The sequence below is a fragment of the Janthinobacterium pasteuri genome (assembly GCF_051380775.1).
Lineage (GTDB): Bacteria > Pseudomonadota > Gammaproteobacteria > Burkholderiales > Burkholderiaceae_D > Janthinobacterium.
Map to the genome: position 1 here is coordinate 18,725 of NZ_JBNYXS010000014.1, position 12,920 is coordinate 31,644.

A 12,920-nucleotide genomic window follows, 5' to 3' on the forward strand; every position below is an offset into this window, starting at 1 on the left:
AACGGAGAACCAAATGGACTTTAGCATAAAAGCATTCGATACCAAGAGCACCCTCGGCACGGCCAAAAGCGGATGCATCGCGGTTGCGGTATTCGAAAACAAAAAACTGTCGCCAGCGGCAAAATCGCTGGACAGCAAGGGTGCGATTTCGGCTGCGCTGAAGTCCGGCGACATCAGCGGCAAGCCTGGCAGCACCTTGCTGCTGCGCGCAGTCGATGGCGTCGCCGCCGAACGTGTTCTGCTGGTAGGCATGGGCAGCGATGAAACTGTCAGCGAAAAAAGCTTCGCTACCGGTGTACACGCGGCCCTCAAGGCTTTCGGCTCGCTGGGCGCTGCGGACGCCATTATCGCATTACCGCTGACGGAAGTGAAAGAGCGCGACGTAAATTGGGCAATCCGTTGCGTGGTGCAAGCCGTACATGACAGCGAATACCGCTGCGACTCGCAAAAAAGCAAAAAAGATCCGGCACCAGCAGGCGTGCGCAAGATCGTCCTGGCGGCGCCAGCAACGGCAGCCACGCGCGGCGCGCTGGCGCAAGCCATCGCCATAGCCAATGGCTCCGACCTGACGCGCAATCTGGGCGACCTGCCAGCGAACATCGCCAATCCGACCTACCTGGCCAGCACGGCCAAGCAGCTGGCCAAGGATTACAAGTTCGAAGTCGAAATCCTGGACCGCAAACAGCTCGAAGCACTGAAAATGGGCAGCTTCCTGTCCGTCACCAACGGCAGCGAGCAACCGCCGAAATTCATCGTCCTGAAACACATGGGCGGCAAGGCCAAGGATGCGCCAGTGGTCCTGGTCGGCAAAGGCATCACCTTCGACACGGGCGGCATTTCGATCAAGGCCGGTCCTGGCATGGATGAAATGAAGTACGACATGTGCGGCGCCGCCTCGGTACTGGGCACCTTCCGCGCCATCGGCGAAATGAATCTGAAGCTGAACGTCATCGGCGTCATCGCCGCCTGCGAAAACATGCCATCGGGCCGCGCCACCAAGCCAGGCGACATCGTCACCTCGATGAACGGCCTGACCATCGAAGTACTGAACACCGACGCCGAAGGCCGTCTGGTGCTGTGCGACGCGCTGACCTACGCCGAACGCTTCAAGCCGGCAGCCGTGGTCGATATCGCCACCCTGACGGGCGCTTGCGTCGTCGCCCTGGGCCACCACAACAGCGGCCTGTTTACGCGCAGCGATGCAGCACATGACCAACTGGCCAATGAACTGCTGGCAGCGGGCAAACAGTCGAGCGACACGGCATGGCGCATGCCGATCGAAGAGGCGTACAACGAGCAGCTGAAGTCGAACTTCGCCGACCTGGCCAACATCGGCACGCCAGGCGGCGGTTCGGTCACGGCAGCGGCGTTCCTGGAAAACTTCACCAAGAAGTACACCTGGGCGCATCTGGACATCGCCGGCACGGCATGGAAATCGGGCGGCTCGAAGGGCGCGACCGGTCGTCCAGTACCCCTGCTGACGACGTTCCTCATCAACCGGGTCTAAATTGACGCCTTGCCGGTAGCGCCCTGCGCTATCGGCGTCGCGAAGCAGCCGCCATGGTCACTGACCCTGGCGGCTTTTTTATGCGTAGTTGAATCAGTAGACGACGGGATTGGGCAAAGGCGATGGCGCCACTTTTGGCTGCATCACCGTTTCCGGCACGGCGGCCGCAGGCGGCGGCGCGGAAATCGGCGCGGGCGGCGGCGCCAGGCGCGCGGGGTCCTGCATGACGATGGTCAGGATCGACGGGTAGTCGAAGCCGGCGCCCGTGTTGCGGTCGACGAAATAGCCGACGCCCAGGGTCAGGATGACATTGCCCCAGACGCTGCCATTGAGCTTGGGATCGATGTGGTCGTCCGTGGCGATGGCGGGCGAGCCATGCTTGCGGCAATCGACTTTTAACGGTTCCTGGCTCTTGCGGATGGTGATGCGTCCTGGCGTGGTGACAAACCACTTGCCCACGTCGTTGCTGAGGATGCAGCCGGCGCCGTTCAGCTCGCGGTTGTCCTGGATGGTTTGCACCAGCACCATCTGCTCGGTGTTGCCAGTCAACGTGGCGCAGCCGCCCAGAGCGAACAGCAGCGTCCCGGCGGCAAAGGCGGCAAGGAGGGCAGACAGCGGCACACGCATGACTGACTCGCTTAACGGACGGGAATCGGCTGGTCGCCGGGCACGGCGACGGCGGTAACGCTGTTTTTCGGACTGCCCTCGATCAGGCGGTCGGAATACACGAGGTAGACCAGCGCATTGCGTTTGCTGTCGACCATGCGCACCACGCGCACATGCTTGAAGAAGATCGAGGCACGCTCGGTAAACACTTCTTCCTGGCGCGGCAGCTTGCCCTTGAATTGCAGCGGCCCCACCTGGCGGCAAGCCACGGCCGCATCGGCCTTGTCTTCAGCCAGGCCGACGGCGCCCTTGATGCCGCCCGTCTTGGCGCGCGAAAGATAGCAGCTGACGCCGGCGACGCGCGGGTCGTCGTACGCTTCGACGACAATCTTGTGGTCAGGACCGATCAGTTTGAACACCGTGTCGACCGAACCGATGGTTTCGGCCTGCGCTGCGGTGCAGGCAACACCCAGCACAAAAGCGGCTGACAGCAATTTATACATGAAGATAATCCCGGGCACGCACGCAGGCGGCCATCAGTTGATGGGAGCGAAACGCTGGACCATGACGCCGTCGACTTCGATCAGCTGAAAGAACACGTCCTTCGGCCGGGTCCAGATGGAACCGTCCGCGGCGCGATACACGATCATCGGCGTCAGATCCGCTTCCAGCGTGGCTTCGCACACCAGTTCATAAATGCCGCCCTTGTAGTGCCGATAACGCATCGCCGTCCCCTCAAGCCGTTGAATCTTCGCTCTTGTCGTCGGCCAGTGCCTTCTGCTTCATCTTCAGGCCCTGGATCACTTTCAGTATGCCTTCCATGCCGGCAGCGCCATCGGCGCCGCTGAAGGCGTCGAGCACCTCATTGAGCACCTTGTTGCGCACGGTCGCTTCATCGGAGGACATTTCCAGCGCGCGCTGGGCTTTCGCCGCCTTTTCGGCCGCGCTCACGCGCGGCTTGGCCGCCGTCTTGCCATGCGTCAGAGCTGCCTGCCAGATAACCCAGCGACGCTGGGTCTCGAAAATCAGGTACTCATCCGGTTTGTCTTCTCTTCGCCGCACAATGTGGCCGTCACGCTGCGCCCACGCTTCAAATGCAGTTCGCATTTTCTTCCTTTGCAAATGCTACGCGCAAGTCTCACTATTAAAACTGCAACATTTCAAAATAGTACCATCTATTGATGTCGCAAAACAGTCTCATAGATATAGTACTGCAATTTATATAACAAGTCTGGCGGCACCAAGGGCGGAATTAACGCTCCGCCCCGGGCACAGTGGTCATGTAATCGGAATAGCAATTACAACTAATTACAACTGCTTCCTGTTCGGTTCTTAACTTGGCAGTAACAAAGCCGTGTGACACAGTTGTTACATTCTGCCATTTTAGTAGTTTTTATAGCTTTTTAGCGAGAAACTTTACACCTTTGTCGCGTTAAATGGCGAGACGCAGCGTGCCACGCCAGCCACTTATGCCAAATCAAACATAGTGGTTGATCAATGATACACAAAAACATAATATTCATGCGCCACGATTGGTTAAATGTAAATACTTTATTGACACCCTTTTTCCCTGCAAGCAAATAAAACATACGCTCGGCAAGCGGGGAGCAGGACGCCGGCGACACGCATGCGGTAAGATTCGCGCCTATCGATACCTATTCAAGCAAGGATTTTTCCCATGAAACTCGCCACCTGGAACGTCAACTCGCTCAAAGTGCGCCTGCCGCAAGTGCTGCAGTGGCTGACAGACAACCCGGTCGACATACTCTGCTTGCAAGAGACCAAGCTCACGGACGACAAGTTCCCCGTCGCCGAGATCGAGGCGGCCGGCTACCAGGTAGTCTTCAGCGGCCAGAAGACCTACAACGGCGTGGCCATCCTGTCGAAGCTGCCGATCACCGACGTGGTGAAGAACATTCCCCGCTATGAAGATGCGCAGCAGCGCATCCTGGCCGCCACCATAGGCGGCATGCGCGTCGTCTGCGCCTACGTGCCGAACGGCCAGAGCGTCGACTCGGACAAGTACGAATACAAGCTGGGCTGGCTGTCCGCCCTGCACGACTGGCTGGCCGAAGAAGCGCTGCAGCACCCGCAGCTGGCCGTCGTGGGCGACTACAATATCGCGCCCGACGACCGCGACGTGCACGATCCTGTCGCCTGGGCCGGCCAGGTGCTGGTCTCGGACAAGGAACGCGCCGCCCTGCAGCGCCTGTTCGACATCGGCCTGACGGACGCCTTCCGCCTGTTCGAGCAGGCGGAAAAATCGTTCAGCTGGTGGGATTACCGCCAACTGGGCTTCCGCCTGAACAAGGGTTTGCGCATCGACCATATCCTGCTCTCGCCAGCCCTGGCGGCCCGCTGCACGGCCTGCGTGATCGATCGCGTGCCCCGTAAATGGGAACAGCCGTCCGACCATGCGCCCGTCATCGCCACCATCGACTGATCATTCAAGAACGCCTGACAGAAGCGTCGCGAGCGGAAGGTAGAGGTGGCCGAGAAGCACAGCCGTGCTCGAGCACGGTAAGCATCGCAGGCTACCTATACCGACGCGCAGCAGCTTATGTCACGCGTTCCAGCAGCGATTGCGCATTTGCCGCTGGAACAGGCGCGGAAAACAGATAGCCTTGCGCATAGCGGCAGCCCTTCTCCTGCAGCAGGGCGAACTGCTCTTCCGTCTCCACGCCCTCGGCAACGGTCGACAATTGCAGGCTGTCGGCCAGCGCGATGATGGCCGACACGATTGCGCGGTCTTCCGCGCTGTGTTCCAGGTCCTTGATGAAGGCACGGTCGATCTTGACCTTTTTCACGGGGAAGCGCTTCAGGTAGGCCAGGCTGGAATAGCCGGTGCCGAAATCGTCGATCGACAGGCGCAGACCCATGCCATTGATCTGCCGCAAAATCTCCAGCGTATGCTCGCCGTGCTGCATCAGCGCCGTCTCGGTGATCTCGAATTCCAGCAGCGCCGGATCGATGCCCGTTTCACGCACCACGGCGCCAATGGCCGCCACCAGGCCCTTGTGCATGAACTGGCGCGGCGACAGGTTCACCGCCAGGGGCACGGGCTGCAAGCCCTGGCGCTGCCAGGCCATGCTTTGCTCGCACGCCTGGCGCATGACCCATTCACCCACCGGTACGATCAAGCCGTTTTCCTCCATGATGGGAATGAAGCGGTCAGGCAGCACCAGGCCGTGGCCGGGTCGGCGCCAGCGCAGCAGCACTTCCATGCCATGCAGGCGGCGCGTGGCGATATCGATGATGGGCTGGTAAAACAGTTCGAACTGCTGCAGCGCCAGCGCCGTGCGCAAGCTGCTTTCCAGGTCGAAGTGCAGGGCCGCCGCCTGGTTCATCGTCTGCGTGAAGAACTGATAATTATTGCGGCCATTGCCCTTGGCGTGGTACATGGCCGCATCGGCATGGCGCATCAGGGTGTCGACATCGCCGCCATCGTCCGGATACACGCAGATGCCGATCGAGGGCGTGACGTGCAGCACATGGCCATCGAGCGGAAAGGCGGGCGTCAGCGCCTCGATGATCTTCTCGGCCACGCGCGACGCTTCGTCGGTGTCGCGGATGCCGGGTACCAGCACGACGAATTCATCGCCCCCCAAACGCGCCACCGTATCGCTGGCGCGCACCGCGCGGCACAGCCGGCCGGCCACTTCCTTGAGCAGCAAATCGCCCGTCATGTGGCCCAGTGAATCGTTGATGGTCTTGAAGCGGTCCAGGTCGATGAACATCACGGCCAGCTTGCGCCCGGAGCGCTGCGAGGACAGCATGGCCCGTTCCAGGCGGTCCGACAGCAGCGCGCGGTTCGGCAAGCCCGTCAGGTTGTCGTGGTAGGCCATGTGATGCACGCGCGCCTCGGCCTGGCGCCGCTCGACGATCTCGCCCTGCAGCAGCAGATTGGCGCCGGCCAGTTCGGCCGTGCGTTCGTGCACGCGCAGTTCCAGTTCGTCGCGCGCACGGCGTACCGCCTCGGCCGCCTCGCGGCGCGCCGTCACGTCGTCGACCAGCCACACGGAACGGCCATGCGCATGCGCCAGGTCAAACGGCCGGCCGGACAGGCGCGCCCAGAAGCGGCTGCCATCCTTGCGCACCAGCTGGTATTCCGACATGTGCACGCGGCCCGCGCCGAAATCGCGCGCCGTCTCGCCGCGCGCCGTTTTCCACGCGGCCGCGTCCGGATACAGGGCCTGCACCGACAGGCCGTTGATCTCGCCGGGGCCATAGCCGAAAAGCTCTTCCATCTTGCTGTTGGCACGCAAATTGTAGCCGCCCTCCACCACCGATATGCCCAGCACGGCGCTATCGAGGATGGCCTGGTTTTCCAGCAGCGCATTGCGCAGGGATTCTTCGGCGCGCTTGGCTTCCGTGCGGTCCTCGATGATCCAGATGGTGCCTGCAGCGGGATCGTCCGGATTGACGACGTAGGCGATCAACTGCGCCCACAAGGTGCTGCCGTCGCGGCGCATCATTTCCACTTCCGTCTGGAACGGCTTGGCCACCGACAGGAAGGGGAAGGCCGCCGCACCCAGCAAGTCGTAGGACTGCTGCGACACGTACAACGCGCGCCCGGGCAAGCCCAGCGCCTCGTCGCCACTGTAGCCGAACATCGCGGCAAAGCCCAGGTTGTAGCGGGTGATCAGGCGGTTCTTGGTATACAAGATGCTCACCGAGGCATTCGTCATGATGGCCGCCACCTCCATCTGCGCCTGGCGGCTGTCCGTGACGTCTTCGAGTATCCAGATGGTGCCCTGCTCGCTGTGCGCCTGGTCGACGGCCTTGGCGCGAATGCGGCACCAGAACAGGCTGCCATCGCGGCGGCGAAACAGCGCTTCATCCTGCTCGTACGGCAAGCCCTGCCCCAGCAGCGGCGTGGCTTGCACGCCAAACTCTGCGTAGGCAGCGGGCGAGGGAAACAGCTCGGCAGCGGGCAAGCCCGTCATCTCCTCCTGCGCGTAGCCGAACATTTCGGCGAAGCGGGGATTGCAACGCAAGACCAGTCGCGAACGCGAAAACAGAATGCCGACGGAGGCATTGTCGAGGATGGCCTGCTGCTCCAGCATCAGCTGGCGCGTCGCCTCCTCGGCGGCCTTCTGCGCGCTGCGGTCGTCGAACAGCCAGATCGTGTCACGCAAGCCGCGGTCAGTCTGGCTCTCCGGGTTCAGTACATAGCCATACGCCAGCGCCCAGAATGTGGAGCCATCGCGGCGGCGCATCTCCATCTCGCCCTGGAACGCCTGCCCGCGCCGCAGCAGTGGCGACGCTTGCCGCACCACGTTCTCATACGCCGCGCGCGACGGATACAGATCGGCGACGGCCAGACCCACGCCGCTGTCGCCATCAAAGCCGAAACATTCGGCAAAGCGGCGGTTGTAGCGCAGCACGCCCTTGTCGCGCTGAAAACCGATGGCCAGCGGCGCGTTGTCCATCACGGCCTGCATTTCCAGCATGGCGCGGCGCAACTGATCTTCATCGCGCCGGTGGTCGCTGATATCTTCGATAATCCATACCGTGCCGTCATGCGTATTCAAGGGATCGATGGCGCGCCCGTGCAGCCGGCTCCAGAACAAGGTGCCATCCTGGCGCCGCAATTCCAGTTCGGTGCGGTACGGCTTGCCTTTGGAGAGCAGTGGCGCCGCCTCCAGCCCCAGGATGCGGCAATGCTCGGCGGAGCGGTACAGCACCGCGCCCGGCATGCCCGTCAACTGGTGGCGCGCATAGCCGAGCATCTCGGCGGCGCGGATATTGCACTCCTCGATGAAGCCGCCCTTGGAAAACATGATGCCGACGGCAGCGCTTTCCAGGATGGCCTGCTGTTCCAGCAAGGTCTTGCGCAAGGCTTGCTGGTCGCGCTGCTGCACACTGATGTCGGCAAACACCAGGGTCGCACCCGGCAAGCCATCGCCCACCGGCAGCGGCTTGGCCCATACCTGCACGGCGATGGCCGCATCGCTTCCCTGCAGGCTGCTGTCCCAGTGCCGTTCGCGCCCGGCAGCGCCCAGCGCGCCACGCAGCATGCTGCTGCTCGACGCGCGGTAGGCGTCGGTAAAACAGTCGGCCAGCAGCCGGCCCGACACATCCCTGCCCAGCAAGACGCTCAAGGCGCCATTCACTGCGACCACCATACCGCAAGCATCGCAGGCGCAGGCGGGCAAGGCGATCAGCTGCAAGGCATCGGCGATGAAATCGGGACTGGTCGGTACGCGGTTCATGGACACCATGGATGGTTAAGGCAAAGTGAACAGACGCCTGGGCAAAAAAATTTTCAAGCATCATGCTGCTGCTAGATCATAAACCAGTTTCCGTGGGTTTTTTCATATTCCTTATTGGCAATATCTGAAACACCACAGACCACTTGCAACACGCCCGTTGCACAACCGTTGCATGGCAATAAAATGAAACAAATCGTTTAGAATAAAGCATGCGCCGCCCTCCCCAACCTCCGCTCGACCACCGCGACAAACCCGTCATCTGGACCGTCTCCGTCTCGCGTCTGTTCGACCTGTTCCGCGACATCACGCTCGAATACGACGACCTGGCGACGATCGAGCCGATCAACCTGGGCTTCGACGACGCCGTGCGCCACATCCGCGAACGCATGGCTACCGAGCGCTGCGACGCCGTCATCGCGGCCGGCTCGAACGGCGCCTACCTGAAAGGCCGGCTATCGGTGCCCGTCATCATCGCCAAGGCCAGCGGCTACGACGTGATGCAGGCGCTGGCGCGCGCGCGGCGCATCTCGCCGCAGATCGGCGTAGTCACCTACCAGGACCCGATGCCGGAACTGGCCGAATTTGCCGCCACCTTCGGCTTCCAGATTGCCCAGCGCACCTATGCCACCGAGGAAGACGCGCGCGCGCAGATCAACGAACTGAAGGCGGCCGGCGTCAAAGCCGTCGTCGGCGCGGGTCTCGTCACCGACCTGGCAGAAGAGGCGGGACTGGCCGCCGTCTTCGTATATTCGGCCACGGCCATCCGGCGCGCCTTCGACGACGCGCTGGAACTGGCGCGCCTGACCCAGATCGAATCGAACCGCGGACGGCGCGCGGCAGTGGCCGACACTTTGCGCGCGCGCCATGGCCTGCACGATTTGCGCGGCGAATCGGAAGCGATGGAAGCGCTGCGCCAGTCGGTGGTGCTGTATGCCCGCTCGCCGGCGACGGTGCTGATCCAGGGCGAGACGGGTAGCGGCAAGGAACTGGTGGCGCAGGCCATCCACCGCGAAAGCCCGCGCAGCCTGGGTGCGAACCGGCCCTTCATCGCCATTAATTGCGGCGCCATCGCCGAGTCCTTGCTCGAATCGGAGCTGTTCGGCCACGAGGACGGGGCCTTTACTGGCGCGCGCCGGGGCGGCCATGCGGGCCTGTTCGAAGCGGCCAACCACGGCACCCTGTTCCTCGATGAAATCGGCGAAATGCCGCTGGCCCTGCAAACGCGCTTGCTGCGCGTGCTGGAAGAGCGCGAAGTGGTGCGCGTCGGCGGCACGCGGCCCATCGCCATCAATGTGCGCATCATCAGCGCCACCCATTGCGACCTGGAGCAGCGCATCCGCGAAGGACGCTTCCGCGCCGACCTGTTCTACCGACTGGCCGTGCTGCGCCTGCATTTGCCCGCCTTGCGCGAACGCGCCAGCGATATTCCCAGCCTGGCTGAATGGTCGCTGAAAAACGCGCTGGCTGCGCTGGGCGCCCGGCCGCACCCCAACCTGCACGCGGAAATCCAGGCTTGCGCGCCGCTGCTGCGCCGCTACGACTGGCCCGGCAACGTGCGCGAACTGCGCAACCTGGCCGAGCGCCTGGCGCTGTTCCTGGCTGCCGAACCGCTGCAGGCGCTGACGCCGGCCTTCGTGCTGGGCGTGGCGCCGGAACTGGCCAACGGCAGCAGCACGCTGGCGCTGCAGCCGGCGCCGGCCGCCAGCGTGCCGCTGCGCCTGGAAGACGAAAGCGCCAGCGCGGTGCTGGCGCGCTTCGGCGGGCGTCGCGACGCCGCCGCCCATTACCTCGGCATCAGCCGCACCACCCTGTGGCGCCGCCTGCGCGCCGGCTGAGGAGGGAAACAGGGCCGTTCATCCCTGCCTGCCGCCGCTCATCCCGCAGTGCTGGCGGCGGGCCGCCTGGCCCGCTAGCATCGTCGTCAAGGAGGAAACACCCCATGAAAAAAACGATACCCGCATTGACCTTGCTTGCCAGCGCACTGCTGACAGGCGCCGCCCACGCGGCCACGCCAACGGCGTTCACGGTCGACGTCACCGGACAAGGCCGCCCGTTGATCCTGATTCCCGGCCTGGCATCCTCGGGCGAAGTCTGGCAAGGCACGGTGGCGCGCCTGTGCGGACCGAAAACAGGACGCGCCTGCCATGTGCTGACCCTGGCCGGCTTTGCCGGCGTGGCGCCCATCGAAGGCGACTTGCTGGCGCAGGCGGAGCAGCAACTGGCCGACTACATCAGCACCCAGAAACTGGGCCGGCCGGCCATCATCGGGCATAGCCTGGGCGGCTTCCTGGCGTTGAAAATGGCCATCGACCATCCTGCCCAAACGGGCAAGCTGCTGATCGTCGACTCGCTACCGGCGCTGGGCGCGACGCAAATGCCAAACGCCACGCCGGAACAGCTGCAAGCCATGTCAAGCCAGATGCAATCGGCCATGCGCGCGCAGGATGCGGACAGCTCCAGCGCCAGCCAGCGCCGCACCGTCGCTGGCATGGCCAGCGCGCCGGCCGACGTGGAGCGCATCATCGGCTGGGGCCAGCGCTCGGACCGCGAAACGGTCATCCGCGCCATGGGCACGCTGATGGCCAGCGACCTGCGCCAGGACGTGGCGAAAGTGCAGTCGCCCACGCTGGTGCTGGGTACCTGGATCGCCTACAAGGATTATGCGCCGCGCGCCGCCATCGAAGCGACCTTCCAGCAGCAGTATGCACAGCTGCCGGGCGTAAAAATCGCGCTGGCCGACACGGCGCGCCATTTCATCATGTACGACCAGCCGGACTGGATGCATGCGCGCATCGAACAGTTCCTGGAGTAGGCAGTGAACGCGCCCTTGCACCGGCCGCCGCTGCTGACCAGGATCAACTGGTACTGGACCTTCCAGCTGGCCGGCTGGGGTGCGCTCACCCTGTTCAACAGTGTGTATGGTGGCTCCTCGCAGCTGCGCATCGTCGTGACGATTGCCTGCTGGGGTTCCTTGGGCGGGCTGTTGCTGTCGCACCTGTGGCATGGCGTCCTGCGCCGGCGCGGCTGGGCGGCGAACGGCTTGCGCTGGAAACGCATCCTGCCCTCGCTGGCCTTGCTGGCCGCCATCCAGACGGCCAGCGTGACGGCCGCCTTTCACGTCATGTATCCGCCCGACGTCCTGCGCGGCCTGGCATGGCTGCCCGGCGCGCTGCTGTTCTGGTTCGGGGTATTCCTGACCTGGACGGTGTTTTACTTCACCGCGCTGTCGCTGCGCCGCGCCACCCACCTGGAAGCGGAAACCCTGCGCCTGCAGCTGCATGGACGGGAAGCGGCACTGCGCGCGCTGCAGGCGCAAGTCAATCCGCATTTTTTCTTCAACAGCCTCAATAGCGTGCGCGCCCTGATCTTCGAAGACCGCGAGGCGGCCGCGTACATGATCGACCAGCTGGCCAACCTGATGCGCCACGCGCTGCAGTCCAGCCAGCATGCGACGGTACCGCTGTCGACCGAACTGGATGCCGTGCGCGCCTATCTGGCGATCGAGGAGTGTCGCTTCGAGGATCGCCTGCGCGTCAGCTTCGCGATCGAGATAAGCGCGCCCGAGCTGGAGCATGTGCGCGTGCCGCCCATGGCCCTGCAAACGCTGGTGGAAAACGCCGTCAAATATGGTGTGGAGACAAACGCCGATGGCGGCGACATCAGCATCACGGCGCAGCGCAGCGCTGGCATGGACGCACTGCAGATCGAGGTGGCCAACACGGGCGAGCTGCGCAACGCGTCCGGCTCCACCGGCATCGGCTTGCGCAATGCGCGCCAGCGTTTGCAGCTGGCCTGCGGCGAGCACGCCAGCCTGGAACTGCGCCAGCAGGCGGGCTGGGTATATGCCACCATCCATTTGCCGGAACTGGCATGAACAGCCTGCCGCTCAAGGTACTGCTGGTCGATGACGAGCGCCTGGCGCGCGCCGAGCTGCGTCGCCTGCTGGCACCGCATGTGCAGCGCGGCGCCGTGGAGATCGTCGGCGAGGCGGCCAGCGCGGCCGACGCCATCGCGCAGATCGGCAAGCTGCGGCCCGACCTGCTGCTGCTCGACGTGCAGATGCCGGGCGGCTCCGGCTTCGACCTGCTGGCCGCGCTGGATGATGCACCCGACGTCATCTTTTGCACGGCCTTCGACCAGTATGCGTTACAGGCGTTTGAAGTGAGCGCCCTCGACTACCTGCAAAAACCCGTGCAGGCGGCACGCCTGGCTACGGCCCTGGCGCGTGCCGGCGCACGGGCGCAAGCCATGCCGCCGCCCGCGCCGCGCAAGGTCTTCATCAAGGATGGGGAACGCTGCTGGTTTGTCGCGTTTGACGATATCCGCCTGCTCGAATCGGAAGGCAACTACACGCGCGTGCATTTCGGCACGCAGCATCCGCTGATGCTGCGCACCCTGAACCAGCTGGAAGAAAAGCTCGACCCCACCCTGTTCTTGCGCGCCAACCGGCGCCAGATCGTCAACCTGGCGCAGGTGGAACAAGTCATACCCAACACCAGCTATGGCCTCGACCTGCGCCTGCTGGACGGTAGCGTGATCGAGGTGTCGCGCCGCCGCGCGCAGCAGTTCAAGGCGGCCACCGGCCTATAGCC

Annotated in this window: 11 protein-coding genes; 6 read left to right on the plus strand and 5 right to left on the minus strand. The window is 63.7% G+C overall.

Features of this window, described 5'->3' with window-relative positions; all coding sequences use genetic code 11:
* Positions 1-13 precede the first annotated feature (13 nt).
* Positions 14-1,507, plus strand: coding sequence for a leucyl aminopeptidase (locus ACQ4WN_RS15270; RefSeq protein ID WP_436552308.1), 1,494 nt, complete (start codon positions 14-16; stop codon positions 1,505-1,507).
* A gap of 93 nt (positions 1,508-1,600) precedes the next feature.
* On the opposite strand, the gene ACQ4WN_RS15275 is transcribed toward ACQ4WN_RS15270, so the two are convergent.
* The 4 genes from ACQ4WN_RS15275 to ACQ4WN_RS15290 are packed head-to-tail and all read right to left on the minus strand — an operon-like array spanning position 1,601 to position 3,220.
* Positions 1,601-2,134, minus strand: coding sequence for a hypothetical protein (locus tag ACQ4WN_RS15275; RefSeq protein ID WP_436552309.1), 534 nt, complete (start codon positions 2,132-2,134; stop codon positions 1,601-1,603).
* 11 nt (positions 2,135-2,145) lie between these two features.
* Positions 2,146-2,616: a CreA family protein gene (locus ACQ4WN_RS15280; protein WP_436552310.1), complete on the minus strand. Its 471-nt coding sequence runs from the start codon at positions 2,614-2,616 to the stop codon at positions 2,146-2,148.
* A gap of 33 nt (positions 2,617-2,649) precedes the next feature.
* The gene (locus ACQ4WN_RS15285) at positions 2,650-2,838 is read right to left on the minus strand and encodes a DUF1653 domain-containing protein (protein WP_071078859.1); all 189 of its coding nucleotides are present in this window, start codon (positions 2,836-2,838) and stop codon (positions 2,650-2,652) included.
* A gap of 10 nt (positions 2,839-2,848) precedes the next feature.
* Complete coding sequence (locus ACQ4WN_RS15290) at positions 2,849-3,220, minus strand: phiTE_015 family protein (RefSeq protein WP_096234395.1); 372 nt, start codon at positions 3,218-3,220, stop codon at positions 2,849-2,851.
* 571 nt (positions 3,221-3,791) lie between these two features.
* On the opposite strand from ACQ4WN_RS15290, the gene xth reads away from it, so the two are divergent.
* Positions 3,792-4,556: an exodeoxyribonuclease III gene (gene xth, locus ACQ4WN_RS15295; protein WP_436552311.1), complete on the plus strand. Its 765-nt coding sequence runs from the start codon at positions 3,792-3,794 to the stop codon at positions 4,554-4,556.
* Positions 4,557-4,671: 115 nt separating this feature from the next.
* Here xth and ACQ4WN_RS15300 read toward each other — a convergent pair whose 3' ends face one another.
* The gene (locus ACQ4WN_RS15300; protein ID WP_436552312.1) at positions 4,672-8,328 is read right to left on the minus strand and encodes a sensor domain-containing protein; all 3,657 of its coding nucleotides are present in this window, start codon (positions 8,326-8,328) and stop codon (positions 4,672-4,674) included.
* 209 nt (positions 8,329-8,537) lie between these two features.
* On the opposite strand from ACQ4WN_RS15300, the gene prpR reads away from it, so the two are divergent.
* The 4 genes from prpR (at position 8,538) to ACQ4WN_RS15320 (ending at position 12,918) form a co-directional block, all read left to right on the plus strand.
* Positions 8,538-10,163, plus strand: a complete 1,626-nt coding sequence (prpR, locus tag ACQ4WN_RS15305) for a propionate catabolism operon regulatory protein PrpR (protein ID WP_436552313.1) — start codon at positions 8,538-8,540, stop codon at positions 10,161-10,163.
* Between the two features lie 104 nt (positions 10,164-10,267).
* The gene (locus ACQ4WN_RS15310; RefSeq protein ID WP_436552314.1) at positions 10,268-11,140 is read left to right on the plus strand and encodes an alpha/beta fold hydrolase; all 873 of its coding nucleotides are present in this window, start codon (positions 10,268-10,270) and stop codon (positions 11,138-11,140) included.
* Between the two features lie 3 nt (positions 11,141-11,143).
* Positions 11,144-12,202 carry a sensor histidine kinase gene (locus ACQ4WN_RS15315; protein ID WP_436552315.1) on the plus strand — a complete coding sequence of 353 codons (1,059 nt, stop codon included), beginning with the start codon at positions 11,144-11,146 and terminating at the stop codon, positions 12,200-12,202.
* Positions 12,199-12,918: a LytR/AlgR family response regulator transcription factor gene (locus tag ACQ4WN_RS15320; protein WP_436552316.1), complete on the plus strand. Its 720-nt coding sequence runs from the start codon at positions 12,199-12,201 to the stop codon at positions 12,916-12,918. Before ACQ4WN_RS15315 ends, ACQ4WN_RS15320 begins: the two co-directional genes overlap by 4 nt.
* Positions 12,919-12,920 lie beyond the last annotated feature (2 nt).

Coding starts and splice junctions, on each gene's coding strand:
- ACQ4WN_RS15270 (WP_436552308.1), top strand. CDS start 14: ATGGACTTTAGCATAAAAGCATTCGATACCAAGAGCACCCTCGGCACG.
- ACQ4WN_RS15275 (WP_436552309.1), bottom strand. CDS start 2,134: ATGCGTGTGCCGCTGTCTGCCCTCCTTGCCGCCTTTGCCGCCGGGACG.
- ACQ4WN_RS15280 (WP_436552310.1), bottom strand. CDS start 2,616: ATGTATAAATTGCTGTCAGCCGCTTTTGTGCTGGGTGTTGCCTGCACC.
- ACQ4WN_RS15285 (WP_071078859.1), bottom strand. CDS start 2,838: ATGCGTTATCGGCACTACAAGGGCGGCATTTATGAACTGGTGTGCGAA.
- ACQ4WN_RS15290 (WP_096234395.1), bottom strand. CDS start 3,220: ATGCGAACTGCATTTGAAGCGTGGGCGCAGCGTGACGGCCACATTGTG.
- xth (WP_436552311.1), top strand. CDS start 3,792: ATGAAACTCGCCACCTGGAACGTCAACTCGCTCAAAGTGCGCCTGCCG.
- ACQ4WN_RS15300 (WP_436552312.1), bottom strand. CDS start 8,328: ATGAACCGCGTACCGACCAGTCCCGATTTCATCGCCGATGCCTTGCAG.
- prpR (WP_436552313.1), top strand. CDS start 8,538: ATGCGCCGCCCTCCCCAACCTCCGCTCGACCACCGCGACAAACCCGTC.
- ACQ4WN_RS15310 (WP_436552314.1), top strand. CDS start 10,268: ATGAAAAAAACGATACCCGCATTGACCTTGCTTGCCAGCGCACTGCTG.
- ACQ4WN_RS15320 (WP_436552316.1), top strand. CDS start 12,199: ATGAACAGCCTGCCGCTCAAGGTACTGCTGGTCGATGACGAGCGCCTG.